A 24,186-nucleotide genomic window follows, 5' to 3' on the forward strand; every position below is an offset into this window, starting at 1 on the left:
CTTTGTTTTAGGGTTGGGGAATCTTTAGAGTGAAGGTGATATTTGCGTTAGCATTTTCTACGTGAATATCACCACAGTGCAAACGCATGATCTTTAAAGCTTCTGCCAATCCTAAACCATTTCCTTGAGCTTTAGTTGTAAAAAATGGAATAAATAGCTTATCAAAAATCTCTTGAGAGAGCTGACCAGGATTTGTCACCGAAATATCTCCCGACGAATGTAGGATGACTGTCATAGGGGATTCCGTTGCTTCAGCAGCATTTTTTACAAGATTCCACACTACACTATTCATTCTATCAGGATCTATAGAACGTATTATAGAAATTGAAGTTTCACGTTCGAATTTGCAAAAGGGAAACGTGATTGATAATAGCGGAATAAGTGATGAAAAAAAATCTTGTAGGTCTATAGCTTTTAGATTTAGCGGTTGGGATTTTGTATACTCTAACATTGAAGAAACTAAAGTGTTTAAAGAACGTGTTCCATCAATGATTGAGGAAAGCATACGCTGATGACGTGGGGAGGAGAGCTCTTCTTTTAATAGAGAGGCGAATCCTGCAATACCACTTAGGGGGTTACGAATTTCATGAGCTAGGGTTGCTGTCATCTTTCCTAGTTCAGCTATATTTTTATATCTTTCAATAGCATTTTCTAGTTGTTTATATTCTGAGCGATCTCGAATTAATAGAAAGAGGTAACCATTTAAAGAGTTTCTTCTTACGAAGATCTCTGCATCACGATCTTGATCATTTTTCGATAATGTTAGGCGTACTGTTTTTGGAGAGAGTAAAGATTGCAGCGCTTCATTTATAGAAAATCCAAAGAAAGTTTCTGGGAAAAAATCTGTGAAAGGTTTTTGCAATATTTCTAATTCTTCAGGAATACCTAAAATTTCACGAGCTTGTGAATTACAAATTAAAATGTTGCCTGTTTCTGAGAGTAGGATAATCCCATCAGGAATGGCTGTAAGAATAGTATCCGCTTCTTTATAAGATTGGGTGATACGAGATTTGATCTCTATCAATTCTTGGGTTGAAGAACATGATTTACAATCGTTGCTGCTCATAAATCCCTAACTCTTTTTTTCTCTGCAGATAGTTGAGTTTGTCTGTATCAAGAATTTTCGTGATGATTTCTCGAATATCCGAGAGTTCTTCTTGAATGTCTTGAGGTAATACCGAAGTAAAACAATGCCGAAATTCTTTAATCTGGTTATCAACTTTGTCTATACAAGATAGAAGTGTTTTTTTCTGTTGTAATACTTTTTCGAGTTCTAAAGGAGTTAATGAAGGCTCTGTTTCAGTAAGATCAAGAATAGCTAAGAAAAAGCCTTTCTTTTTTTTAAGGAGGAGTAGGAGAGCTTGTTCTTTCATAGGAAGCAAGGGGTTCGGCATGTAGCTTTTCTTAAAAAAAACTACTAACGAATTTATTAGCAACCTGAAAAAACTTAGAAAGAAAACTTATGCCGGCGATTGGACTCGAACCAACACCTTATTGCTAAGAGTAGATTTTGAGTCTACCGCGTCTACCATTCCGCCACGCCGGCATAAAGTGCGTCTACACTGTACGTGTTCTTTTCTAATAAGCGCAAGGGAAATCTCTTAAGATAGGGGAGATGGGGGAGTCTCTATAGGCTGATTTTTTTCTAGATCATAGAGCATTTCTATAGCTAGGTAGGTCCCTTTATCTTTTCGTAATAAAGTTATGAGAAACTCCTCATTTCCTAGAGATTTTTCTGAGGTTATAAAATCTATAGAACACGGATAGATGCGTTTCTTTTTGTAGAGAGATCGTAAGAGGGAACTCAGAGTATCTATAGAAAGTTCTTTATCGGTGAATAAAAGAGCAGCATTTCCATGAAGATGCTTAGTAGATAGCATTTCCCCTGAAGCTTTCAGAAAACGGAAATGTTTATGACAACAAAATCCTTCGATTATGGAGATAGTATTGAGTGTATTTAATAAACGTGTAATGTCAATAATTCTTGAATGAATGGGAAAGATTTTACACAGGCTATGGTTCAATCCATCACAATCATAGAGGGTGCCTTTCTCCGTTTCTATAGAAATTAAGGATCCGTGGCAATGAAACGAATATCCGGTGATTACCCGTTGTTGTGGAGTGGGCCAGGAATAGTTAGGTAAGGAGCGATCCTGTTTTTTGGGATAAATAACGACAGAATGTCCTTGTTGTGAGGTGATTCTCCCTGCACGTATATGCCTACACGGTGTTTCTGTAGAATTTGTACAACTACAAAGCAAGGGAAATAAAAATAATCCAAAACTTATCTTAATAAGAATCCTGTGCACAGGCTAGAATCTCACCTAATGTTTTTAGTTGTTTTAAGGAAATAAAGTATAAATTCTAAAGCTTATTTCATTGCGTTGTAGATTTACTATATTCAATTAGCGAAAAAATATAATAGGGTGGGGTTAGGATAGCCATGAATATCAATGATTATCAGGTTTTCTTTTTTGATTTAGATGGTTTGGTTATCGATACTGAACCTTTATATTATAGGGCATTTTTAGAAGCATCTAGAGAGTATGGTCTCGATGTTGCTATGGATTTCTCTACATATTATTTATTTTCAATGTTGGGGAGAGAAGTTTTCAAACAGAAATTCTTAGAGATTTACCCGAATACAGAATCTTTTTTTCCACAATGTTTTCACGATCGAGAACGTATCTATAGAGAATTAATACAAACTGAGGTCCCTTCTTTATTTCCTGGTGTTGAAGATTTTCTAGGGTTGCTATTAGCTGAAAATAAAACCGTAGGTGTGGTTACAAATTCTTCAGAAGAGCTTGTCCGACATTTTCGAGGGGTGCTTCCTACGCTCAATCGGTTTCAATTTTGGGTAACTCGTGAAGATTATGAACGTTCCAAACCTTATCCCGATAGTTATCAACATGCCTATGAAGCGTTTGTTCAAGAAGGAGAGAAGGTTGTAGGTTTTGAAGATAGTATAAAGGGGTTGCGCGCTCTTGCAGGGATTCCAGCAACATTAGTTGCCGTGAATGCGATTTCGCCCCTATCTCGAGATAGTCATGAAGATTTTTGTGAGAAAGATTTTCACTATTTCGCGTCTTTCAATGAATTGATCGCACATTCCGGATTGCAAAACCAATTATAAGGTTTAGGATAACATACATGATGCAAAGATAACGCATAGCTTGGGGCTGTTGGTGGTCCCTGTCTACGATTTTTCTTTTCTAGGATCTCCTGGATATAATCAGGAGGATATTTTCCTTTGCTAATATCTAAAAGAGATCCAACGATGTTCCTTACCATTTTATACAAAAAACCATTCCCTTTGCAAATAATGGTTACTGTTTCTTCCTTATCTATAATCTCTAGTTTGAATAATGTTCTTATCGTAGAGCTATAATCTCTTCCATGATTTGCGAAAGAGGCAAAATCATGAGTCCCTAATAGGTAATTAGTTCCTTTTTGCATAAGATCTACATTTAAAAGATGCCGTGGATAATAGGAAAAATGACGCTCCCAAGGAAGAGGTTTCTGAGATCTTGTGAGAGAATAGTGGTATTCTTTAGCGATAGCTGCAAAGCGAGAATGAAAATTGTCATCAGCAAGAACAACATCACGAACAACAATATCTTTGGGTAAAATAGCGTTGAGCATTTTTTTTATGCCCCGAACTTGTGAAAACAGCGGATGGTCGGGTTGTGAAAAATGCGCTACTTGACCAAAAGCATGAACTCCAGAATCAGTGCGTCCTGAAGAGGTTACAACGACACGTTTCCCTAAAATTCTTTCTAGGGAGTTTTCTATCACTTCTTGAATAGAGAGATCATTAGGTTGTCTTTGCCAACCGGCATAAGCAGTTCCTTGATAGGCTAAGAGTAAAACGACTCGTGTCATAGCAAGGCAAGAGCGATGGTTAAATCTTCGGGGTAAGTGATTTTTATCTGAGGATGTTTGTTAAATACTAAAGATACGGGAACATTTAGAAGTTCTGCAGCCTGTGTATCATCAACCAGGGTAATCCCTTCCTTATTAGCAAACTCAAGACCTGCTAATAGTATCTCTGTCTTTATACATTGAGGTGTATGAACAATGGAGAGGGCGTCACGATCTAAAGTTTTTACAGGATGGCGTTGTTTGATTGTGTAGGGGACATTGGATACTAATGTTGCAGCTCCTGTTAATAGAGCTGAGGCAATAAGTTCGCTAACCTCATCAGCATAAATAAAAGGGCGGACACCGTCATGTACTAATACCCAGGGATTAGTAACGTATTGAAGTCCCGAAAAAACAGAATCTTGACGACGTGATCCAGATTGAGCGAATTTTACAGAATACCCTTCAAAAATATGATGATAGCTCGCATCACAAACAATGATAATTTCAGTAATTTCAGGGATATGAAGAGCTGTTTTTAATGCATGTAGAATGAGAGGCTGACCGTGGAAAGGTAAATATTGTTTAGGTTGATTTGCTCCGAAGCGTTCCCCTTTACCCCCACTAAGTAAAATCAAAGAACATTTAGGATCCATATACACACCGTACACAACAAATTTCTGGAGGAGAACAAAAGCGCAATCTTTTAAATCCTCCAAGTCCGCGATTTACATATAATTGCCTCTTTCCTTCTCCGAAGAGGAAATGACCCCGCGCTAGATCTGGATTTTCTAATCCAGAGATTTTGTTCATAATCCTATTGGCAAACTTAGGCCAGGGGATAGAAATTTGCGGCCCATGTGTATGACCGGAAAATATCATATCTCCGGGGTATGCTTCTAACTGATGCACTGTGTCAGGATTATGAGAAAGAATAATACCAGGCAAGGAAGGATTATAATTAATAAATGCTTTTTCAGGATCAAATTGTTTTGCGAAAAGATCTCCTAGACCGACGATATTGATCATATCAGCAATTAAGTGACTTTCATTATGTAACAGGCGAATAGGTGTGTTTTTTAATAATTTTAAAAGTTCTTTATTAGGTTCTTGTTTCTCAAGATTATCAGCATATGCATAACCTCGAGAGCCGAATAGCCCTTGGGTTATTGAAACGAAAGCCCGTTTCAAAGGTTGGCTACTTTTCATAGAAATAACATCTATTTTTCCCTGACTATTGCGGGAAATATAAGATTGATAATCGTGATTTCCAAGAATGGCAAATGTTCCTAAAGGCGCATGTAAAGTATTTAAAAAACTTTCTAATCGCGAACGATCTTCTATTTGTGCTCGACAAAGGAAATCGCCAGAAAATAAGAGAATATCCGGAGAGAATCTCGAGATCTTTGAAGAAACTTTTTTAAGAAATTTTTTGGGAATGAATTTGTGAAAATGTAGGTCAGAGATTTGAGCAATGCGCAACCCATGAAGGTGAGCATACTTTTTAGGCAGCTTCCATGTTAACAAAGATGTTTGCAACCAGTTCGGCTCTATAAAATTTGCCCACGAAAAGGCAGCAAGAGGAACTACAGCAGCTAAAGATAGAGAAGCTAAGACCACAATAACACTATAAATATATTTTCTCCTCGTCCTACAGGACGAGGATCCTGAAAAAGAGCCAACTCTTAATTTTATTTTACGATATGAGCGGAAAGAACTTTTGTCATTTGAAACATATCGATGGGGTTCTTAGAACCAAAGACTTGAGCTAGGGCTTCATCGGGGAGGATATTTCTTTTATTCTTAGGGTCTTGAAGGTTGTTTTTTTTAATATAGTCCCATACTTTTTTGACAATTTCAGTGCGGGGCATTGGTCCCTTGCCAACGATAGCTGCTAAATCGGGGGTAATATTGACAGGGTTCATAAAAGCAGAGTTTTTGTTTTTTTGACTCATCGGTTACTCCTAGTAAAGGTGGTACGAAGAGACACAAGCTCTTCATCGCAACTTTTTTATCTTTCAAGAAGGTTTCTCGTCAAAACAAAAAAACAGAATTCGTTCCTCACTTACTCTTTATTAAGGCTTTAAGTGGCAATCTGGAGGGAGTTTTGGTGAGATAAAGAATGAGAAGAAATAAGGAGAGAATCTCTATAAAAGTTTGCAAAAATAGGACACGTTGACTTTATTCTTTTTGCTTTTCTAGAATCCTAATATTAAGTCTTTTTAAGAGTCATGTATGCACGAGAATTTGGATAAACGGTTAGAATGCCTGGTAGCTGGCTTGGCTTTAGCCGGGAGGTCTCTTTGACCTTGAGGGTAAGAGACAAGAGTTAGCTAAATTAGAAGATCAAACTTTGAAAGAGGACTTCTGGCAAGATGTCGCTAGTGCGGGAAAAATTTCTGAACGGGTCGCATCGTTAAAACGACAAATTTCCGATTATGAAGAATTCAAAAGTAAGGTTGATAATCTGACTTTTTTCTTAAATGATAGTGAAGCTTCTTCAGATCCCGAACTTCGTGAAGATTTGGAAAAAGAGTTTTCTATTTGTGAAAATATTCTTTCAGAGTGGGAAACGCAACGTTTGCTTTCTGGAGAGGTTGATAAAAACCCCTGTTTTTTAACGGTCAATGCGGGTGCTGGAGGCACAGAATCTTGTGATTGGGTGGAAATGCTTTTTAGGATGTATTCTCGTTGGGCATCCCAACATCAATGGAAAGTCGAAGTTATAGATCGTCAAGAAGGGGATGTTGCTGGGATTAAGCATATTACTGTAAAGTTTTCAGGAGACTATGCTTATGGTTATGCTAAGGCAGAGCGTGGTGTGCATAGATTAGTGCGTATCTCTCCCTTTGATAGCAACGCGAAACGTCATACGAGCTTTGCTTCCGTAGATGTGTATCCTGAAATTGATGATGAGATAGAAATTGATATCCGTCCAAATGATTTGCGTATTGATACGTATCGGTCTTCGGGAGCGGGAGGACAGCATGTCAATGTTACTGACTCTGCTGTGAGAATTACTCATATTCCCACAGGAATTATTGTTTCTTGTCAAAGTGAGCGTAGCCAAATTCAGAATCGTGAAAGTTGTATGAAGATGTTGCGCGCAAGAATGTATCAACAGATTCTCCAAGAACGGTTAGAAAAGCAACTTCTTGATAGAAAAAATAAAAAAGAAATTGCTTGGGGTTCACAAATTCGTAATTATGTTTTCCAGCCTTATACTTTGGTCAAGGATGTGCGTACAGGACATGAGACAGGTAATGTTCAGGCTATGATGGATGGAGAATTGCTAGATGATTTCGTCAAAGCGTATTTAGCAGAGTATGGAGAAGTCTCATGACAGAGAACAAAGATACAGGAGTTCCTGGATTAGAAATACGTTATACACTTCCTAGCGATGGCGTGTATATGCAGCAATGGTTAAATGATCCTAAGATTCTTCGAGGATTTCCTTTAAAAACCGAAGCAGAAATTCGTGACAGCGTAAATTTTTGGGTAGGATTTTATCGATATCACAGTAGTTTAACAGCTGTGTATGAAGGAGAAGTTGCTGGGGTGGCCACTCTTATTTTAAATCCCTATATTAAAGTATCCCACCATTCATTAATTTCTATTATTGTTGGAGAGCCTTATCGGAATAAGGGTATTGGAACAGCATTGTTAAATAATCTATGTCATTTAGCTAAAAGTCGTTTTCATTTGGAGATTCTCTATTTGGAGGTCTACGAGGAAAATCCTGCTATAGAGTTGTATAAACGTTTTGGTTTTGTTGAAGTGGGAAGACAACGGCGTTTTTATAAAGATGAGATAGGATATCTTGCCAAAATTACTATGGAAAAAGATCTTTAGATGTTTGTACTAAAATCTATTTTGTAAGTCCTAGTGTTGTATGGCATTTCAGAAAATCCGTAAGGTCCTTAAAAAACTTTCTCGATCGCTTCTTATTACCAAGTCTTCTTCCATGAATCTACCAAGGGTCTACAGTCCTGTTCGTTTAAGATCCTCTATTCCTATCGATTATACTCCTGGAAAAGTGTATAATCTAAACAAGATATATCAAGACCTCAATTTGAGATTGTTTGAGGGTTCTTTGAATTTAAAGATCGGATGGTTTGGTCGAGAACGTTCGGGAAAGGCACAAAGAGTTGTTTTAGGATCTTATCATGAAGAAGAACAACTAATACGCATACACCGTTCATTAGATCGTGAAGATATTCCATTATTTTTTATGGAATATATTATTTATCATGAAATGGTTCATAGCGTAGTTCCTCGTGAATATTCTCCATCGGGGAGAACAATTTTCCATGGGAAAAAATTTAAAGAATGCGAGAAACGTTTTCCGCTATATGAGAGTGCTGTAGCTTGGGAAAAGGCGAATATTTATGTATTGTTGCAAGGATATAAAACAAGATTAGGTAGGAAATATGGCAGGACACAGTAAGTGGGCGAATACAAAATACCGTAAAGAAAGAGCGGATCATAAAAGGGGAAAGATCTTTTCCCGGACGATTAAAGAATTAATGGCTGCTGTGAAGATGGGAGGTCCTGATCCCAAAACAAACGCACGTTTACGCGTAGTCATACAAAAAGCCAAAGATCAAAATATTCCCAATGAAAATATCGAAAGAAACCTGAAGAAAGCTTCCTCAGCGGATCAGAAAAATTTCGAAGATGTTACCTATGAGCTTTATGGCCATGGGGGAGTCGGGATTATTGTTGAGGCCATGACGGATAATAAAAATCGTACTGCTTCTGATATGCGCATTGCTGTGAATAAGCGTGGAGGGTCCCTCGTGGAACCTGGTAGTGTTCTTTATAACTTTGCTCGTAAGGGAGCCTGCTATGTTCCTAAGAGTTCTATAGATGAGGCTACTCTATTATCTCATGTGATTGATGTGGGAGCTGAAGATCTCGATAGTGATGATGACGAGCATTTTATTGTACTTTGCGATCCCATAGAGCTAGCTTCTGTGAAGGAAAAATTAGTTGCATTAGGTGTCACGTGTTCCGAAGAAAAGCTTATCTATGTTCCTTTGCGTCTCGTAGATTGTGATGAAAAAGATGGGGAGGCAAATCTTGCTCTAATCGAATGGTTAGAACAAATCGATGATGCTGACGAGGTTTATCATAATATGGCCTAAGGCTTTCCTAATATTAGAAAAGCCTTAAGAGTTTTGCTTAGGAGCGCCTTTGAGGTGGAGGTGGAGGAGCTCCCGTAACTTTAGATAATGTTTTTGACAACTGTGTTGTTGTCAATCTTGCAGCATTCAATAGTTGTTGACCTTGTGTAGATCCTGTATCCGCACTATCAAGAGCTTCTTGTAATCTTGTACCTTTTTCAAACAGTAAGAGTTTATTAGCAACATTGTTTAATGTTGCTGTAACATTTGCGGCTGCTTGAGGGATTCCCGAACGGATTCCTCCTGTTGCTGGAGCTGCTGTTTGTCTAGTTCCTGCTACAGGTGAGGAGGTTGCTGTACCTTGCACCGGAGCCGGGGAGGTTACCGTAGTGCTTGTTGTAGAAGGTGTCGCGGACTGTAATAGATTGGATAAACTACTGGCTACACCTCTGGCAGCCCCATGAAGATCAGGGGATCCTCCGGTACGGATTGTTTCTGCTGTCTGTGCTTTAGGGAGAGGTGTCACAGTTGCAGATTGTTGTTGCACAGGACTACTAGCAACTACTGTAGCTTGCGCAGCTATAGGTGCAGTAAGACCGCCAGATCCTGTACGTGCTTGAAAAGCTTTGATGAGCTGTCCTACGTTTGTTCTTTGGGGAGTAATAAGATTCCCTCGTTTATCAAACGCATCATCTAGATGGGATCGCAACTGTGGTAAAAGATGTTCTAATCCTCCTGGCCCATCTCCACTTGTAGCACCCATTAAGTTACTTGCTGGTGATCCAGAAGAAGTTCTTGAATTATCCCCGACTATATTTCCATTGTCATCAAGGTTAACTCTTCTTGCAAAGAATACACCGTCATTTCCTCCTGTTCCTTGCGTTGTCGTTGAGCTATCACCACCAATGTTGATACGTCTTGCAAAAAACACTCCTTCAGGCTGGGTAGGCTTTGGTGTGTTTCCTGATTCAACAGCTTTAATTACGTCTCCGAGATTCTGATTTACAGGAATAGGCTCTCCTCTACCGCCTCCAGGATAAACAACATCTAAATGCTGACGGACATGACTTAAGATATTACCTAATTCATTGCCATCATCGTCATTATTAGAATCTCTTCTTTGTACCCCACGTCCACCATCACCTTGATTGCTATTTAACAATACTGTAGGTGTGTATGTGCCATTTTCTGATGTTCTAACAACAGTACCTAGGTCTTGGTTTCCTTGATGATGCACACCATTTTGATCATAGACAGTATCTAAATGCTGACGGGCATTGGTCAATACTTGCTGTAAAGTAGCTGTTGGCATTCCTGTGATATTGACACCACCTTGAGCTGCAGGTGGTGGTCCAGGAGGTGGAGGAGGGCCAGGAGGTAGGGGAGCTAAGCTATCCTCGCCTTCGCCGTCACTTTCAAAGTGCAATTCTGCATCATCTTGAGTGCTAGTACTTTGTGTTTCTATATCGTCAAAATCTGTAGCTCCTGCATCTTGATCATGAGTAACGCGACCGCCGTCTCCAGAAGTGTCGGTAGGGGTAGTTGAGGAGCTGACGGTGGTAGTAGTAGTCCCGCCAGTAACGTTTACGCTAGTACTAATGCCCCCTAAGTTAACATTGATAACAGGTTGAGCGTAAGGACCAGGTTGAGGTTGAACAGTTGTCGCTGTTTCTCTTGAGAATGCTGTGCCCTCGTCTGGTTTAGTGAAATTATTCCAGTTAATTCCTTTCAAACCACCAACATCACCCCAGATAGGTCCGGAATCACACTTGGTACCACGACGCCATACTGAAGGTGTGTAATTACTGCTAGATTCTTTAGAGTTCCAAGGACCGTAGAGCACAGTAGTTTTAAACTTCATGCTCATAAGTAGGTGATCGTAATTTCCTGTCTCTCCAGTTTGTCCTGCAATACGTGGTTGAATATTATTTGACCAATCAGCCTGCATGGATTCATAGCCCACACAGAATTTAGCAATACACATTTCTAAATCTTTAACATCTGTGATGGGCTCTTTTGTCTTTCCATTAGTTACGGCTATAGACTCCGCTGTATTCCAATCACCATTTCTTACGAAAATAAAGCTTCCCCTAGCTTCATCCATAAAAACAATATGGTTAGCTTTAGTCTGTAATTTTGCTTGTACAGATGGTTCAGATAGGAATTTGATAATCGAAGCTTTATCTGTTGGATCATATTTAGGAAGAGCCATACTTGGTAGGCCACCAGGACCCTGAGCTCTTTCAGCACCATCGGCAGCTTCTGAACCCCGTAGACCAGCAAGATCTCCCAAATCTACATCAGCAGAAGGTCCTTGGGAACCTTCTGCTCCTCCTGTGGCTCCAGCATCTTGAGCCGAAGATGCTCTTGAAGTATCGGAGACACTGCTATCGCTACTACTACTTGATGTACTATCGGTTCTCGCTCTTCCTGTTCCAAGAATACGAGATCCTAATAGGCTGGCTGCTGTAGCTGTCGCAGCAGCGCCTCCTGTAGTCGGAGCTGTTGTAGTTACATCTCTTTGAGTTGTAAAAATCACTGATCCCGTATCGGATTCTGCCTGAGCCACCGCTTGTTCTGCTGTTGTATTAACAGCTTGTGCGGTTGTTTCTAAAGCTCCAGTCCCTGTGGTAGATACAACGTGACCCCCAAAGGATGTAGATGTCGTTACTACAGGAGTTGATGTCGTAGTAGTCGTGACATTCGTTGTAGATGGATTATTAATAGGACTAGCCATGATTTAACAACTAAATAAAAAAACTCTAATTTAATTAGATTGTAAAACAAATTATTTATTAATATCTCGAGTTTTTATTTAGTTAATAAACCAACTTTCGTTTTTAATAGTTTTTAATTGTTGTGAATAAAAGACCTTTGTTTTTAAAAAAAATGAAAAGTTTGCATGGAAAATAACGCTACGGAGAGTTAACGTTTCTTTAAGATGATTGGAAAATGGTGACGAGGAGCAAAGAATGACGGCAGCAGAAGTCTTTGGTGGTTGTGTGTTACAAGGTTCAGTACGCGTGTCTGGAGCGAAAAACTCTACAACTAAGTTGCTTGTTGCTTCGTTATTGTCTGATCGCAAATGTATTTTGCGTAATGTTCCTGATATTGGTGATGTACGTTTGACAGTTGAGCTATGCGAATCTTTAGGGTCTATAATTCATTGGGATAAGCAAGCAGAAGTCATAGAAATTCACACACCTAAAATTCATATGTCTGAGGTGTCTACTCAATTTTCTAGGGTGAATCGTATTCCTATTTTATTATTAGGAGCTTTACTTGCACGTTGTCCCGAAGGTGTTGTTGTCCCGTGTGTTGGGGGAGATGCTATTGGAGAGAGGACTCTGAATTTTCATTTTGAGGGTTTAGAGCAGCTTGGAGCAAAAGTTGCTTACGATGGGCATGGATATCAAGCCTCTGCTCCTAAAGGTCTTGTGGGGGCTTATATTACTCTTCCTTATCCTTCTGTAGGAGCTACAGAAAATTTAATCTTGGCTTCAGTACGTGCTCAGGGAAGAACGATCATTAAAAATGCCGCTTTAGAAGTGGAAATTCTTGATCTTATTTTGTTTTTACAAAAAGCCGGTGTGGAGATCACTACAGATAATGATAGAACTATAGAAATTTTCGGTTGCGATGATTTTTATGAGATCGATCATTGGATAATTCCTGATAAGATAGAAGCAGCTTCATTTGGTATGGCAGCAGTACTTACCGGCGGGCGTGTTTTGGTGGAAAATGCTGAGCAAGATCTGATGATTCCCTTCCTTAAAACTTTACGATCCATAGGTGGAGGATTTTCAGTTACAGAAACGGGGATAGAATTTTTCTATAATGAGCCTTTAAAAGGAGGCGTCGTCTTAGAGACAGACGTGCATCCTGGATTCCTCACTGATTGGCAACAACCATTTTCTATTCTTCTCTCTCAAGCAGAGGGATCTTCGGTAATTCACGAAACTGTTCACGAGAATCGCTTAGGCTATTTACGAGGTCTACAACAGATGGGAGCCAATTGTGAGTTGTTTTATCAGTGTTTAAGCTCAAAAGCTTGTCGCTATGCTACAGGAAATTTTCCTCATAGTGCTGTGATTCATGGTGTGACGCCCCTACGAGCTTCGCATCTTGTTATTCCTGATTTGCGAGCAGGGTTTGCCTATATTATGGCGGCACTTATTGCTGATGGAGGTCCATCCTTAATAGAAAATACTCAGTTATTAGATCGTGGGTATTATAATTGGGTAGAGAAACTCAATTCGTTAGGAGCAAAAATCCATTTATTATCTTTAGATCCTGTAGCTTCTTAATTCACAATCTATCTAAAGTCTGTAATCCTAATAGGTGCATGCCTGCAGCTAGGGTCTTTTCAACAAGAGCACAAAGATCCAAACGTTCTTTTTGATGGGAGGACCCTTCAATGTGGCAATCTCTAAAGAAGGCGTTGAACTTGTTCGTAAGCATATATAAGTAGTCGGTTAGGAAATGCGGGCAGAGCTCTTTTAGAGTTAGATCAATGGCTTCTGGGAAACGCAATAGTGCTAAAGCTAAGGCTTCTTCAGAAGGTTCTTGAATACTTGCCGCGGATTTTAAATCTAAGTTTTCTATCCCCAAACGCCGCTTTATTCCTTGAATACGTACATAAGCATAAAGAAGGAACATTGCAGTGTTACCCTCAAAACGAAGCATCTTTTCAAAAGAAAAGATATAATCACTCACGCGATGAGAAGAAAGATCCGCATATTTAATTGCATTAATACCTAAAATAGGAGCACGTACTGTAATCTCTTCATCAGACATTTCTGGACGGTGTTCTCTTAAGGTGGCTTTTGCTTGATCTATAGCAGTATCTAACAACTCTTTGAGTTTTATATTTTCTCCAGAACGTGTTTTGAATTTTTTCCCTTCAGAATCAAGAACAAGACCAAAACCTACGTGGGAGAAGGTTTCTTTATTAGGTAGATAGCCTGCAGCTAATGCTGTAGCTTCAAGAAGTTGGAAATGTAGAGATTGTCCCATATCGGTGACAATGATAATTTTATCAGCACCGTCGTTTTTTACGCGATGGCGCATAGCAGCTAAATCCGTAGTAGCATAGTTATAGCCCCCATCGCTTTTCTGTACCATTAGAGGAATGGAAAAGCCCTCATGGAAAACACATTTTGCGTTATCAGAAATAGTAATGAGATTCTTGCTTTCTAAATCTTGAATAATTTCAGAAAGGAAAGGATTATAAAAAGATTCCCCTCGTTTTTCGATAGCAATATCTAAAACATTGTAAATCTTTTGAAAGGCTCTCTCAGAAATATCACAAATTTGTTTCCATAATTTTAAAGCGGCAGGATCTCCAGCTTGTAAAGCAACGACATTCGTTTGTGAGCGTTTTTTAAATTCTGTATCTTCAGCAAAGCGTGCATGCGCTTTTTTATATAATACTGTTAGATCTTCGAGGTTCTCTATATCTTCGGAAGCTTCTTCTTGAAGGTAGGTGATTAACATGCCAAAAGCTGTTCCCCAATCACCTATATGATTCAAGCGTAAAACGTCATTGCCTACAAAAGCAAAAACACGTGCTAAGCAATCTCCGATAATTGTGGAGCGTAGGTGTCCCACATGCATATCTTTAGCAATATTTGGAGAAGAAAAATCAATAACAACTTTTTTGGGATTCTTAACACGAAATCCTAAAGCTAAATTCTCAGAAAATGTTTTTAGACTTTTATTCAGAAATTCTTTTGAAAATGTAAAATTGATAAAACCTGCGCCAGCAATTTCTATAGAAGCAAAAATCTCTTTGGGAATATGACTGACAATGGCTTCTGCAATAGCTTTGGGAGCCATTTTTAATGTACGAGCGAGTTTCATCGCATCATTACATTGATAGTGACCAAAATGGTCTTTTGTAGATTGAGTGATATCAGGAGAAATATTTTCTAATCGAGGGAATGCTAATAGAGTTGCTTCTCGACATAGAGAAGATAAATAAGACAGCAGAGTCATAGTAGTTAAGGAACCTCTCCTATACAGCCATTTTCATACCAAGTTTTTAGCTCAGCTATTTTATTCATAATTCTATCAGTAGCTATTTGATAAGTTTCTTTAGAGCTTAGAGTGTCATTATCAATCAAATCGTCAAAAGTTAGTGGTGTACCAAAAACACAAGTAACTGTTTTCCAAATTTTAGGAAGTTTTTGATAACGATTAAAAATCTCGTAAGTACCTCCAACATAGACGGGAACTACAGGAACTCGAGCTTTAATAGCTATCAAGCCAATCCCAACTTTTCCAGGAAGCAACTCGCCAGTCGGGCTACGCTCTCCTTCGGGATAAATAATAAGCTTTTTCTTCTTTTTAAAGAGTTCAAAAGCGGCTTTAAATGCTGCGGAATTGCCCCCGCCTCTTTTAACGGGATAAGATCCCCATTCTTTATGTAACCATCCTGTAAATCGATTGCTGAATAATGTAGAGCGTGCCAGATGATGTAGACAACCACGAACAGATAAATTTAGAGCTATAGGATCTAAATATGAGTTATGATTAGAAGCAATGATAGCGGCTCCTTTAACAAGATTCTTTTTTACACCATACACTTTATGTCTATAGAGTAAGGTAAAGGCAACTCTGGTAAGGAATTTACAAACTGTAAATATCATGGCAATTTTGGGGAAACTAAAGCTAAAATTTTCTCTAGAACTTGGCTTATTGTCAAATCTGAAGAATCTAAAATGATGGCACCTTCAGGAATGATTAAAGGATCATGGGCGCGTTGGCTATCTGCTTCGTCACGCTTTACAAGTTCAGCATGTAAAGCCTCTTTTGAAAGAGAATTCTCTGGTAGATCTTTTAGCCTTCGTGCAGCTCTTACTTCGGCATTTGCTGTAAGAAAGATTTTCACATCAGCATCGGGGAAAACCTTAGATCCCATATCCCTGCCTTCAAAAACACAATTACCTAATTCTGCATATTTTCTTTGGAGCTTATGCATAAAAGACCGCACTTCAGGGAGTTGAGAAAGTTTGGAGGCTGCGTTTGCTACTTCTTGAGTTCCTAGTTCTGCGGATAAGAGTTGCCCATCTAAAAAAGCTTCCAAAGGTTGCCCTGAAATAAATGAAAATGAAAACGGGGGGTGATCTATAAGTTCTTTGATCGATAGATTTTTCCAAAATTCTTGTAGGTGTGTGTAGGCTAAAGTGCGATACATCGCGCCTGTATTGCAATAGTTAAAATTTAAGTCTTTAGCAAGAGCTTTCGCTATTGTGCTTTTCCCCGTTCCTGAGGGGCCGTCTATTGTAATAATCATCTTAGAAACATGGATTTTTGTGTAATCAGAAGTAGAATATACACAATAGGGGTAGAAAGTAATAGGGAATCTAAGGTGTCTAGAGTGCCGCCTACAGCTTTTAGTTGGTTGCTATTTTTGATTTTAGCATCACGTTTGAAAATAGATTCGATAATATCTCCAAAGAATCCACTAATTCCCAGAATAACGCCTAAAGCAATTAAAATACTCGGCATAGTGATATAATTAGAAAATCTTGCGGGAATCTGCAAAAAGAATGCCACGCTAATTAAAGTAGCCCCTAAACAGCCTGAAACAAAGCCAACAATAGTTTTATGCGGACTGATTTCAGGAGTGATTTTCTTTTCACCAAATGCTTTCCCAAAGAAATAACCGAAAATATCCGCTCCTTTCGTTGTCGCAATGAGGAAACATGCCCACCAAACACCTAAAAACGGTTCATCTGTATGAATAAATCCATAAAGGATATGTAAGAATAGACGCACAGGAATGCCCACATAGAGCATAGAAAATAAAGTAATACCCGAAGTCTCTAGGGGACCGCATTTATTTTTTCTCGATCGAAAGACGTTAATGGTTATCCAAATAAATAAGAAACACCAGGGGATGGTAGAAATAAATTCAGGGAATATATGATGCCAGCGAATTGCAATAAAGCTGGTTAAAACAAAAATGAAAGATCCTATGGCGCTATATAAACGGAAAGCATAATGCATTTTAACTTTTGCCATAGTTCCATATTCATAGGTTCCTACAGCACTACAAAGAGCTGTGATAAATCCTAAAGCAAAAGATGTCACAGGAAATAGAGAACTGTAAAGAAGAAGTACTAGGAAAGTGAGAACCAACGAATGTACAACAACTCGTTGAAAAAGATCTCCATAGAAAGGAGTTTTGAACTTATTCAGTTTCAACATGGCTATTTGCCTCCTCGTCGTGATCTGTGTTGGTAAGCTTTAATGGCATCTAAAAGATGATCAGGTTTGAAATCCGGCCATAAAACATCGGTTACATATAGCTCTGTATATGCTATTTGCCATAAGAGGAAATTACTGACACGCATTTCGCCACCGGTGCGAATTAATAAATCGGGATCAGGCATTTCCGAAGTGTCTAAATACGAACGAATTATCTCTTCCGAAATTGAGTCTGAAGATATTTTTTGTTCTATCAAATCCTGATGAAGTTTCTTAAATGCACGTACCAGCTCATCCTTTCCACCATAATTAATTGCTAGCACAAGATCTCTATGTGGATTGTGGCGGGTTTTTAAGGCGATTTCAGAAATTTTTTGTTGTAGGTTTAGGGGAAGTTCCAATAAATTCCCTATACAACGCAACCGAATCTTATTTTCAATAAGATAAGGGAGTTGTTCGTCCAATTGAGAATAGAAAAGATAAAAAAGTTCCTCGACTTCTTCAGTCGATCTTAGAAAATTTTCTGTAGAGAAAGCAAATAATGTAAGAACCTCAATACCCAAAGAAAAAGCAGATTCGATAATATTGGGTAGGACTTTAGCTCCATAGTAGTGCCCCGAGGAATACTTGACAGTACACTGTGCTTGATGTTGCTGATACCAGCGGCGATTGCCGTCCATAATAATGGCAACATGTCTCGGTAAAGACTGGGTGGATAGATCAGCTTGATTCGCCTGTTTTAATGTGAGAGACATATCTACATCGTTAGTTGTGGCAGTGTGTTATGACGGGGTTTCAAAAACAACAGCTGAACCTCTTCTTAAGCTAAAATAATAGACAAAGAGCTTTTTAATTTTCTCAGAATGCAAAACAATAATGAGGGTTAAAAAAAATGCGATCTCCGAGAGGCATAGTAGAAGAAATACCATATCTTGACAAGTTGACATTCTTGAATTGAGAATAATGAACAGAACAAGTGAGCCCCTATAAAAGTTAAGGTATACATTCTGTAATGTTGTAAAAATTATTACAAATAGACGTTGATGTGTAACTACAGATTTACTTTATCGATTTCATCGGTAGGTACATTCTTTAAATACATTATTGAATACTATTTTAATTTTTGTCTGAAGCAATCATAGAGCAATCATCCTGAAGTACGTATGTCAAAGACATTCTCAATTATTTAATTATAAAGTAATAAAAATTTTTTTATTGAAAGATCCTAGAGGTTTTTTATTTCTTTGATTTGTTATACTTAGTTACATTTATAAAGTAGTTGTTTTTCAGTCATGAGACTAATACTTCCAACTTATAAGGTATCTTAAATGAAATTGCCTCGAATGTGTTTTGGGTATCTTCCGAAACCCGCATTTATGTCTACAAAAGAGAAGGGCAATATTCATTACATTCCTACGGCTCGCCATGCAGCCAGAAAAATGATTTCTGGGCTTTTCACATTATTGGGTATAGGGGCATTCTCTTGTAGTGTACTTGCTGCTAGTATGTGCCAGACTTTTCTTCCTTGTGTTGGATTATTAGTTCTTGGAATTCTTTTGTGCATCTTTGCCTATCAGCAATACATAAGTGCGTGGACACGTATCGAAATTCCGAAATTACATTATAGGAAACACGTAGTCTCTTCAGCAACCGAAGAAGAATATCGCTCTTTATTACGAACATGGCGTTTACTATCTCCGGGGGCATACTGTCATCAAGTAAATAAGAACATTCATATCTGCGAGGGGACTAAGGAGAATCTAAAGAAAATTTTAGAGAAAAGATTGGTTAAAAAAAACGGAACAATTTTAATTCAGGAATTAGATTTAGACGCGATTAGAAACGGACAGTTAGAAACCGAAACCTTGTATCAAGAAGTTTTTCAGATTCCTTCTACTATGCAAGAGTGTATTAAAAACTCATTAAGAACGAGTCATTCTCAAGACAGAATTGTCACTACTCCTTGGATTGATCGCTTTCAAGGACCTGCTCCTCAAGAAGTGCTTTATACGCATATCCCCGGATTACGTCAGGAAGAAGCGCAAACCGAATCCTCTCTACTTTCTATTTATACAGAGGCGTATGTTGAAGCTTTTAAATCAGCAATCGAAAGGGTGTCGATTTCTCGTTTTGTAAATAAAGAGGGAATCTGTCTTTTAGTTTCTCCCTTGGGAGTTATAAAAGGATTAGATAATACAGCTCTACATTCTGCAAAAATTCTTTCTAAAACAGCTTTTCTTCAAGCCGTAGAATTTTTAGCAACCGAAGTCGTCCTTCCAGAAAATAAGTCAAAAATTCCAATAACCGTGGCTCTTGTTGATCCAGATAGTGTTGCTCCCCTAAGATCTGTGAATACAAATGTCATGTTTCCGACTAGAGAGAGCTTATGTTTCTCTGATTTCGTGCCGTCTAGTTCTTCTTGGTGTCATGTGATTTAATCTGGACGAAAATAACTTCTCAGGAGTAGATGGATTTTTTATAAATCTAGATTTAGAAAATAATAATTAAAATAGATGATCCTAACTTATAGATTACGGCTTTAGGATCACATTGACAATTTCGCAATCAATTACTCGTTTAAATTCCTAAACAGGTCTCCATTTGACGATTTTATTTTCAATTGGTATTTTAGTTCATTAGTATTTCTATTCAAAATATTCGCTAATTTAAAAGAGCCACACAATGAAACAGAGATTTGGACGCAATTTAAGTATAATTGTTTTTGTTTTTGGATTGGCTCTGTACTATGTGTTGCCCACATGTCTTTATTACTCTCGACCATTAAATAAGAAAGTTGATGAGAAAGAGGCACAACAGATTGTTCGTAGATTAACGAATCAAGTTTCAGAAGTGCGTAGTGATATTATTCCTAGAGTTTCTTCAGTTCTTTCCGCATTAAAATTACGAGGACATATTACACAGCACCCCAGCATCCCAGGGGTAGTGAATGTTCATTTCAAAGATAATGCGGATGCTTATGTTTTTCTTGAAAATATGGTTTATGGTGAACCTACGGTCCCCATAAAATCGTCACGCTTGTATGTCCTAGGATACGAAAGAAAAGAGAATAGTATTGTCCAAGTCACTGGATCTTTGACTACCGCATTAACAGAAAATGATTTTTCTTTTGTCCCGTATAATAGAGAGGATGCTGAATCAGGGAAAGAAACCTTGAATGTTGTTTCATCTTTGATTGCTCTAGCCCCCGCTGGTTCATGTTCCTGCGGTTACACCTCGATTTGGAATACAGCATCTAAGGATAGAGTAGTCCAATTAGCTAACAACCTTTCATTGGGTTTGGAAATTCTTCCTAAATCAAGAACGCCGGCTCTACTTAATTACTTCTTCTCTTCAGAAAAAGATTACTCCTCATTTTTATCACGGTTAGAAAGTTTATCTACAGACTCTGATCTTCCCCAGCAGCAGCAGTCTATTTTTCGAGATGTATATCATAATTTAAAAACGAGGTCTCAAAGATGGAAAAAAACTTCTACACGTATTGTAGATAATTCTTTAGACTGTAGTGCAGTATCTCCATTCTTTTCTTCGGTAGAATTTCTCTCTAAGGAAAGAAAAATAGTGTTCTATCTCGATCCCCATGTGCTTACTAAACGTGAAGAATTATCCGTAGAACAACGTCTGGATTTTGATTCATGGCTGGCTAAAGAAAAACAAAGACTGGCACATAAATTCCAAAAACCTATTCAAGAATCTTCTCAAGGATTTTCATTTAATCTAAGTGATAAAGATGCCAGTGGAAAAATTATTTTGCACGGGCAGCGTATCTATCAGGGAATGGTTGAACATCTAGCTACGTTGGCATTGAATAGACCTCCAGCAACATCATGCGATCTTATACGAGAGAATTTTCCTATACATTGTCGTTTGCCCAAAGAAAGCGATACGTTTGGTTGTTTTATTTTCTCCCCAGAGAAGAGTTGTTCTCACTTTTCTAAAGGATCTGTTTATGTAGTTTTGAAAGGATTACGCTCCATTGCAGCGAAATATGAGAAAAGCAAAGTAGAAGATGCTAAGATTTTCGATAAGGATCTACAAAATTTATATAATTGTTTTGCTCACACAGATGTAGCTCCATGGAGTATCGGAGAAGATGAAGTTTTAGAAGTCAGAGATCCTCTACAGAGATTTTTTGATGTTTGGAGCGAGGACTTTGTTGTTACTAACGAAGGTGAAACTGCTAGTCTTGAAGTTCGCGATATACGAGATCGTTTAGAAACGTTGAACCGCATTGAAAAGCATCGTCAAGAAGAGTGGGTGCGTTGGCATGAACAATACCAGCAATCCAGTTGTTCTATGGATAATCAACAGCGTATACGCGCTGCCGTGCCTCATCGGAGTGCTTTTATTGAAAATCTCAAACTCAATTTGCGAAAATACTCTCGTGGAGACAGTGTTTTACGCTTGGGGATTGATTTTGTCGGAGGAAAACAGATTCGCTTAGCTTTTAAAGATCATCAAGGAAAGCAATTAACGGATAAGGAAGGAATCCTTAAAGTTTCCGATGAACTTTATGCTCGTTTAAATAAATTGGGTGTTGCAGAAGTCGAGATACGCAGAGAAGGAGATAACGTACATCTATGTGTTCCTGGATCCACTAAAATTTCTTCTGAAGAGATTTTAGGGACTTCTCAAATGACTTTTCATGTAGTGAATGAGAAATTTTCTCATTATTCTACATTGCGTTATGAAGTACAAAGGTTTTTAGATTATCTGTGGTTCACAGCACAAAATCAAGAGACCACATCTCCGGAAGCTATTAATAGGTTGGCAAGTCGCATCTTTAATGATCAAGAAATTCATTTGCCTACTAGTGTTAAAGAAGCAATCACAAAATTACAACAAGAAGGTCTAGCTTTCCCTGAAGTTGATGAAGAGATTTCCTCCTCTCACTTAGACACAACGTATTCAATGATCGCTATTGAAAAAGATGTTGAAGGCAAAGCAAATCCTTTGATGATTGTTTTCCGTAACTATGCTTTAGATGGAGCTTCTTTAAAAAATATCCGTCCGGAATTTGCTGTGGGGGAAGGCTATATCTTAAACTTCTCAGTAAAAGATACTGCAATAGCTCAAAGAGTTCATGATATTTCCCCGACAGAAAGTTTTCATGCCTGGACCGCTGCTTATTGTCAGGAAGGAGTAAGTGGAACAACTAATAGCCAATATTCTTCTGGAAGAGGCTGGAGAATGGCTGTAGTTCTTGATGGCTATGTGATCAGTGATCCTGTATTAAACGCTCCTTTAAAAGATCACGCTAGTGTTTCTGGGAAATTTTCTCATCGCGAAGTAAATCGCTTGGCTACTGATTTAAAATCAGGATCTATGTCATTTGTTCCTGAAGTTTTGAGCGAAGAAGTTATTTCTCCTGAATTAGGCAAACAACAACGTACACAAGGGATCATTTCTATATGTTTAGGCCTCGCTGTCTTGATAATTTTGATGAGTGTCTATTACAAATTCGGTGGTGTTATTGCTTCAGGAGCTGTGATTCTAAATCTTCTATTAATTTGGGCAGCTCTACAGTATCTTGATGCTCCATTAACTCTTACAGGGTTAGCAGGAATTGTACTGGCTATGGGAATGGCTGTGGATGCTAATGTACTTGTATTCGAGAGAATTCGCGAGGAGTATTTATTATCTCGAAGTCTTGCTCAATCTGTAGAAGCTGGGTATAAAAAAGCTTTTAGCGCTATTTTTGATTCTAATCTGACCACAGTGTTAGCTTCGCTACTCCTTCTGGTTTTAGATACGGGGCCAATTAAGGGATTTGCTCTTACTTTAATTCTTGGAATTTTCTCTTCGATGTTTACTGCTTTATTCATGACGAAATTTTTCTTCATGGTATGGATGAGTAAGACTCAAGAAACTCAGTTGCATATGATGAATAAATTCATCGGTATTAAACATGATTTTTTGAAAGAGTGTAAAAGACTTTGGGTGGTATCAGGAAGTGTTATTGTTTTAGGATGTATTGCTTTATGTTTCGGAGCATGGAATTCTGTTTTGGGCATGGATTTTAAGGGTGGCTATGCTTTCACCTTGAATATGTCGGACCAGGATACTGTAGATCTTGCTCAATTTCGCAATAAATTAGGGGATAAATTCAAGCAAGTAGGCTTGTCTCCTAGGGATTTTAAAATTAAGACTTTTGATTCTTCCGAGAAGATCAAAATATACTTCAGTCAGAATGCGTTAACTCGAGTACAAACTCCTGAGAAACAAGTATCCGAAACTCTTGATCCTAATTTATCGATAGTCATGAGCATACTCTCTGATACGGGAATAGATGTATCTTCTGATAATTTTAGAGATACACAGAATTTCTGGCTTAAAGTTAGTGGTCAATTCTCTAGCAAGATGCGTCGGCAAGCTTTTATAGCATTGATTGGGGCCTTATGCATCATCTTACTTTACGTAAGCTTGCGTTTCGAATGGCGTTACGCATTCAGTGCTATCTGTGCACTGGTTCATGATCTTGTTGCTACTTGTGCGGTATTAGTAGCTACACATTTCTTTTTACAAAAGATACAGATTGATTTACAAGCAGTTGGCGCTTTGATGACAGTTTTAGGGTATTCATTAAATAATACTCTAATCATATTCGATCGTATTCGTGAAGATCGTCAGGAAAAATTATTTACTCCAATGCCGATTCTAATTAACGACGCACTGCAAAAAACTTTAGGAAGAACAGTAATGACCACAGCGACAACACTATCAGTATTATTAATTTTACTGTTTGTTGGTGGCGGGTCAATCTTTAACTTTGCTTTCATCATGACAATAGGTATTCTCTTGGGTACACTATCATCTCTATACATAGCACCACCTCTTCTTCTATTCATGGTTCGTAAAGAGGAAAGAAGCAGGCATAGCTAAAAGTTATTGCCTGTTTTGGTACAGAAGGATGAGAAAACTCTCTTTAGAAAAGTAGATTTTTAAAGAGTTTACGGCGCGAAAA

General features: G+C 38.2%; 21 protein-coding genes and 1 tRNA gene. 8 read left to right on the forward strand and 14 right to left on the reverse strand.

Going from position 1 to position 24,186, the window contains the following annotated elements; genetic code table 11:
- Positions 1–7: 7 nt before the first annotated feature.
- From H9Q19_RS03235 to H9Q19_RS03250, 4 genes are all read right to left on the reverse strand, one after another.
- Positions 8–1,066 carry a two-component system sensor histidine kinase NtrB gene (locus tag H9Q19_RS03235; protein ID WP_213240247.1) on the reverse strand — a complete coding sequence of 353 codons (1,059 nt, stop codon included), beginning with the start codon at positions 1,064–1,066 and terminating at the stop codon, positions 8–10.
- Positions 1,047–1,373: a hypothetical protein gene (locus H9Q19_RS03240; protein WP_213242047.1), complete on the reverse strand. Its 327-nt coding sequence runs from the start codon at positions 1,371–1,373 to the stop codon at positions 1,047–1,049. The genes H9Q19_RS03235 and H9Q19_RS03240 overlap by 20 nt, the downstream gene beginning before the upstream one ends.
- 90 nt (positions 1,374–1,463) lie before the next feature.
- A tRNA-Leu gene (locus tag H9Q19_RS03245) sits at positions 1,464–1,546 on the reverse strand.
- A 55-nt stretch (positions 1,547–1,601) separates the two neighbouring features.
- Complete coding sequence (locus H9Q19_RS03250) at positions 1,602–2,309, reverse strand: hypothetical protein (protein ID WP_213240249.1); 708 nt, start codon at positions 2,307–2,309, stop codon at positions 1,602–1,604.
- Positions 2,310–2,443: 134 nt separating this feature from the next.
- Between H9Q19_RS03250 and H9Q19_RS03255 the strand changes: the two genes are divergently transcribed.
- The gene (locus H9Q19_RS03255) at positions 2,444–3,136 is read left to right on the forward strand and encodes an HAD family hydrolase (RefSeq protein WP_213240251.1); all 693 of its coding nucleotides are present in this window, start codon (positions 2,444–2,446) and stop codon (positions 3,134–3,136) included.
- Here H9Q19_RS03255 and truA read toward each other — a convergent pair.
- The 4 genes from truA to H9Q19_RS03275 all read right to left on the reverse strand — a co-directional run bounded on the left by truA (position 3,079) and on the right by H9Q19_RS03275 (position 5,819).
- Complete coding sequence (gene truA / locus H9Q19_RS03260; RefSeq protein ID WP_213240254.1) at positions 3,079–3,885, reverse strand: tRNA pseudouridine(38-40) synthase TruA; 807 nt, start codon at positions 3,883–3,885, stop codon at positions 3,079–3,081. The genes H9Q19_RS03255 and truA overlap by 58 nt on opposite strands.
- Positions 3,882–4,520: a 2-C-methyl-D-erythritol 4-phosphate cytidylyltransferase gene (ispD, locus tag H9Q19_RS03265; protein WP_213240256.1), complete on the reverse strand. Its 639-nt coding sequence runs from the start codon at positions 4,518–4,520 to the stop codon at positions 3,882–3,884. The genes truA and ispD overlap by 4 nt, the downstream gene beginning before the upstream one ends.
- Entirely contained in the window at positions 4,510–5,484 is a 975-nt protein-coding gene (lpxG, locus tag H9Q19_RS03270; protein WP_213240258.1) for a UDP-2,3-diacylglucosamine diphosphatase LpxG, read from the reverse strand. Before lpxG ends, ispD begins: the two co-directional genes overlap by 11 nt.
- Before the next feature lie 71 nt (positions 5,485–5,555).
- Entirely contained in the window at positions 5,556–5,819 is a 264-nt protein-coding gene (locus H9Q19_RS03275; protein WP_213240260.1) for an SWIB/MDM2 domain-containing protein, read from the reverse strand.
- 280 nt (positions 5,820–6,099) lie between these two features.
- Between H9Q19_RS03275 and prfB the strand changes: the two genes are divergently transcribed.
- The 4 genes from prfB to H9Q19_RS03295 all read left to right on the forward strand — a co-directional run bounded on the left by prfB (position 6,100) and on the right by H9Q19_RS03295 (position 9,011).
- Positions 6,100–7,207 (forward strand): peptide chain release factor 2 gene (gene prfB / locus H9Q19_RS03280; protein ID WP_213240262.1). Its coding sequence is split into 2 segments (ribosomal slippage): positions 6,100–6,168 and positions 6,170–7,207, totalling 1,107 coding nucleotides; the frame shifts between segments, so codons are not numbered across the junction.
- On the forward strand, positions 7,204–7,716 hold the full coding sequence (locus H9Q19_RS03285; protein WP_213240264.1) for a GNAT family N-acetyltransferase: 513 nt from the start codon (positions 7,204–7,206) through the stop codon (positions 7,714–7,716). Before prfB ends, H9Q19_RS03285 begins: the two co-directional genes overlap by 4 nt.
- Positions 7,717–7,756: 40 nt before the next feature.
- The gene (locus H9Q19_RS03290; RefSeq protein ID WP_213240266.1) at positions 7,757–8,311 is read left to right on the forward strand and encodes a hypothetical protein; all 555 of its coding nucleotides are present in this window, start codon (positions 7,757–7,759) and stop codon (positions 8,309–8,311) included.
- Entirely contained in the window at positions 8,295–9,011 is a 717-nt protein-coding gene (locus H9Q19_RS03295; protein WP_213240268.1) for a YebC/PmpR family DNA-binding transcriptional regulator, read from the forward strand. Before H9Q19_RS03290 ends, H9Q19_RS03295 begins: the two co-directional genes overlap by 17 nt.
- A 37-nt stretch (positions 9,012–9,048) precedes the next feature.
- Here the strand turns inward: H9Q19_RS03295 and tarP are convergent, their stop codons facing one another.
- Positions 9,049–11,727, reverse strand: a complete 2,679-nt coding sequence (gene tarP / locus H9Q19_RS03300; RefSeq protein ID WP_213240270.1) for a type III secretion system actin-recruiting effector Tarp — start codon at positions 11,725–11,727, stop codon at positions 9,049–9,051.
- A 235-nt stretch (positions 11,728–11,962) separates the two neighbouring features.
- On the opposite strand from tarP, the gene murA reads away from it, so the two are divergent.
- Complete coding sequence (gene murA, locus H9Q19_RS03305) at positions 11,963–13,297, forward strand: UDP-N-acetylglucosamine 1-carboxyvinyltransferase (RefSeq protein ID WP_213240273.1); 1,335 nt, start codon at positions 11,963–11,965, stop codon at positions 13,295–13,297.
- A 1-nt stretch (position 13,298) separates the two neighbouring features.
- On the opposite strand, the gene argS is transcribed toward murA, so the two are convergent.
- From argS to H9Q19_RS03330, 5 genes are read right to left on the reverse strand one after another with little or no spacing between them, the layout of a single operon-like run.
- Complete coding sequence (argS, locus tag H9Q19_RS03310) at positions 13,299–14,987, reverse strand: arginine--tRNA ligase (RefSeq protein WP_213240275.1); 1,689 nt, start codon at positions 14,985–14,987, stop codon at positions 13,299–13,301.
- 5 nt (positions 14,988–14,992) lie between these two features.
- A complete protein-coding gene (locus H9Q19_RS03315) occupies positions 14,993–15,640 on the reverse strand; it encodes a lysophospholipid acyltransferase family protein (protein ID WP_213240277.1) in 648 nt (215 codons plus the stop codon).
- Positions 15,637–16,287: a (d)CMP kinase gene (gene cmk, locus H9Q19_RS03320; protein WP_213240279.1), complete on the reverse strand. Its 651-nt coding sequence runs from the start codon at positions 16,285–16,287 to the stop codon at positions 15,637–15,639. Before cmk ends, H9Q19_RS03315 begins: the two co-directional genes overlap by 4 nt.
- On the reverse strand, positions 16,284–17,204 hold the full coding sequence (locus H9Q19_RS03325; RefSeq protein WP_213240281.1) for a phosphatidate cytidylyltransferase: 921 nt from the start codon (positions 17,202–17,204) through the stop codon (positions 16,284–16,286). Before H9Q19_RS03325 ends, cmk begins: the two co-directional genes overlap by 4 nt.
- 2 nt (positions 17,205–17,206) lie before the next feature.
- A complete protein-coding gene (locus H9Q19_RS03330; protein WP_213240283.1) occupies positions 17,207–17,959 on the reverse strand; it encodes an isoprenyl transferase in 753 nt (250 codons plus the stop codon).
- 573 nt (positions 17,960–18,532) lie between these two features.
- On the opposite strand from H9Q19_RS03330, the gene H9Q19_RS03335 reads away from it, so the two are divergent.
- Both H9Q19_RS03335 and secD read left to right on the forward strand, forming a co-directional pair.
- Positions 18,533–19,642 carry a hypothetical protein gene (locus tag H9Q19_RS03335; protein ID WP_213240285.1) on the forward strand — a complete coding sequence of 370 codons (1,110 nt, stop codon included), beginning with the start codon at positions 18,533–18,535 and terminating at the stop codon, positions 19,640–19,642.
- Between the two features lie 244 nt (positions 19,643–19,886).
- On the forward strand, positions 19,887–24,104 hold the full coding sequence (gene secD / locus H9Q19_RS03340; RefSeq protein WP_213240287.1) for a protein translocase subunit SecD: 4,218 nt from the start codon (positions 19,887–19,889) through the stop codon (positions 24,102–24,104).
- The last annotated feature ends 82 nt before the right edge of the window (positions 24,105–24,186 follow it).

This window comes from Chlamydia crocodili, from assembly GCF_018343815.1.
Taxonomy (GTDB): Bacteria; Chlamydiota; Chlamydiia; order Chlamydiales; family Chlamydiaceae; genus Chlamydia; species Chlamydia crocodili.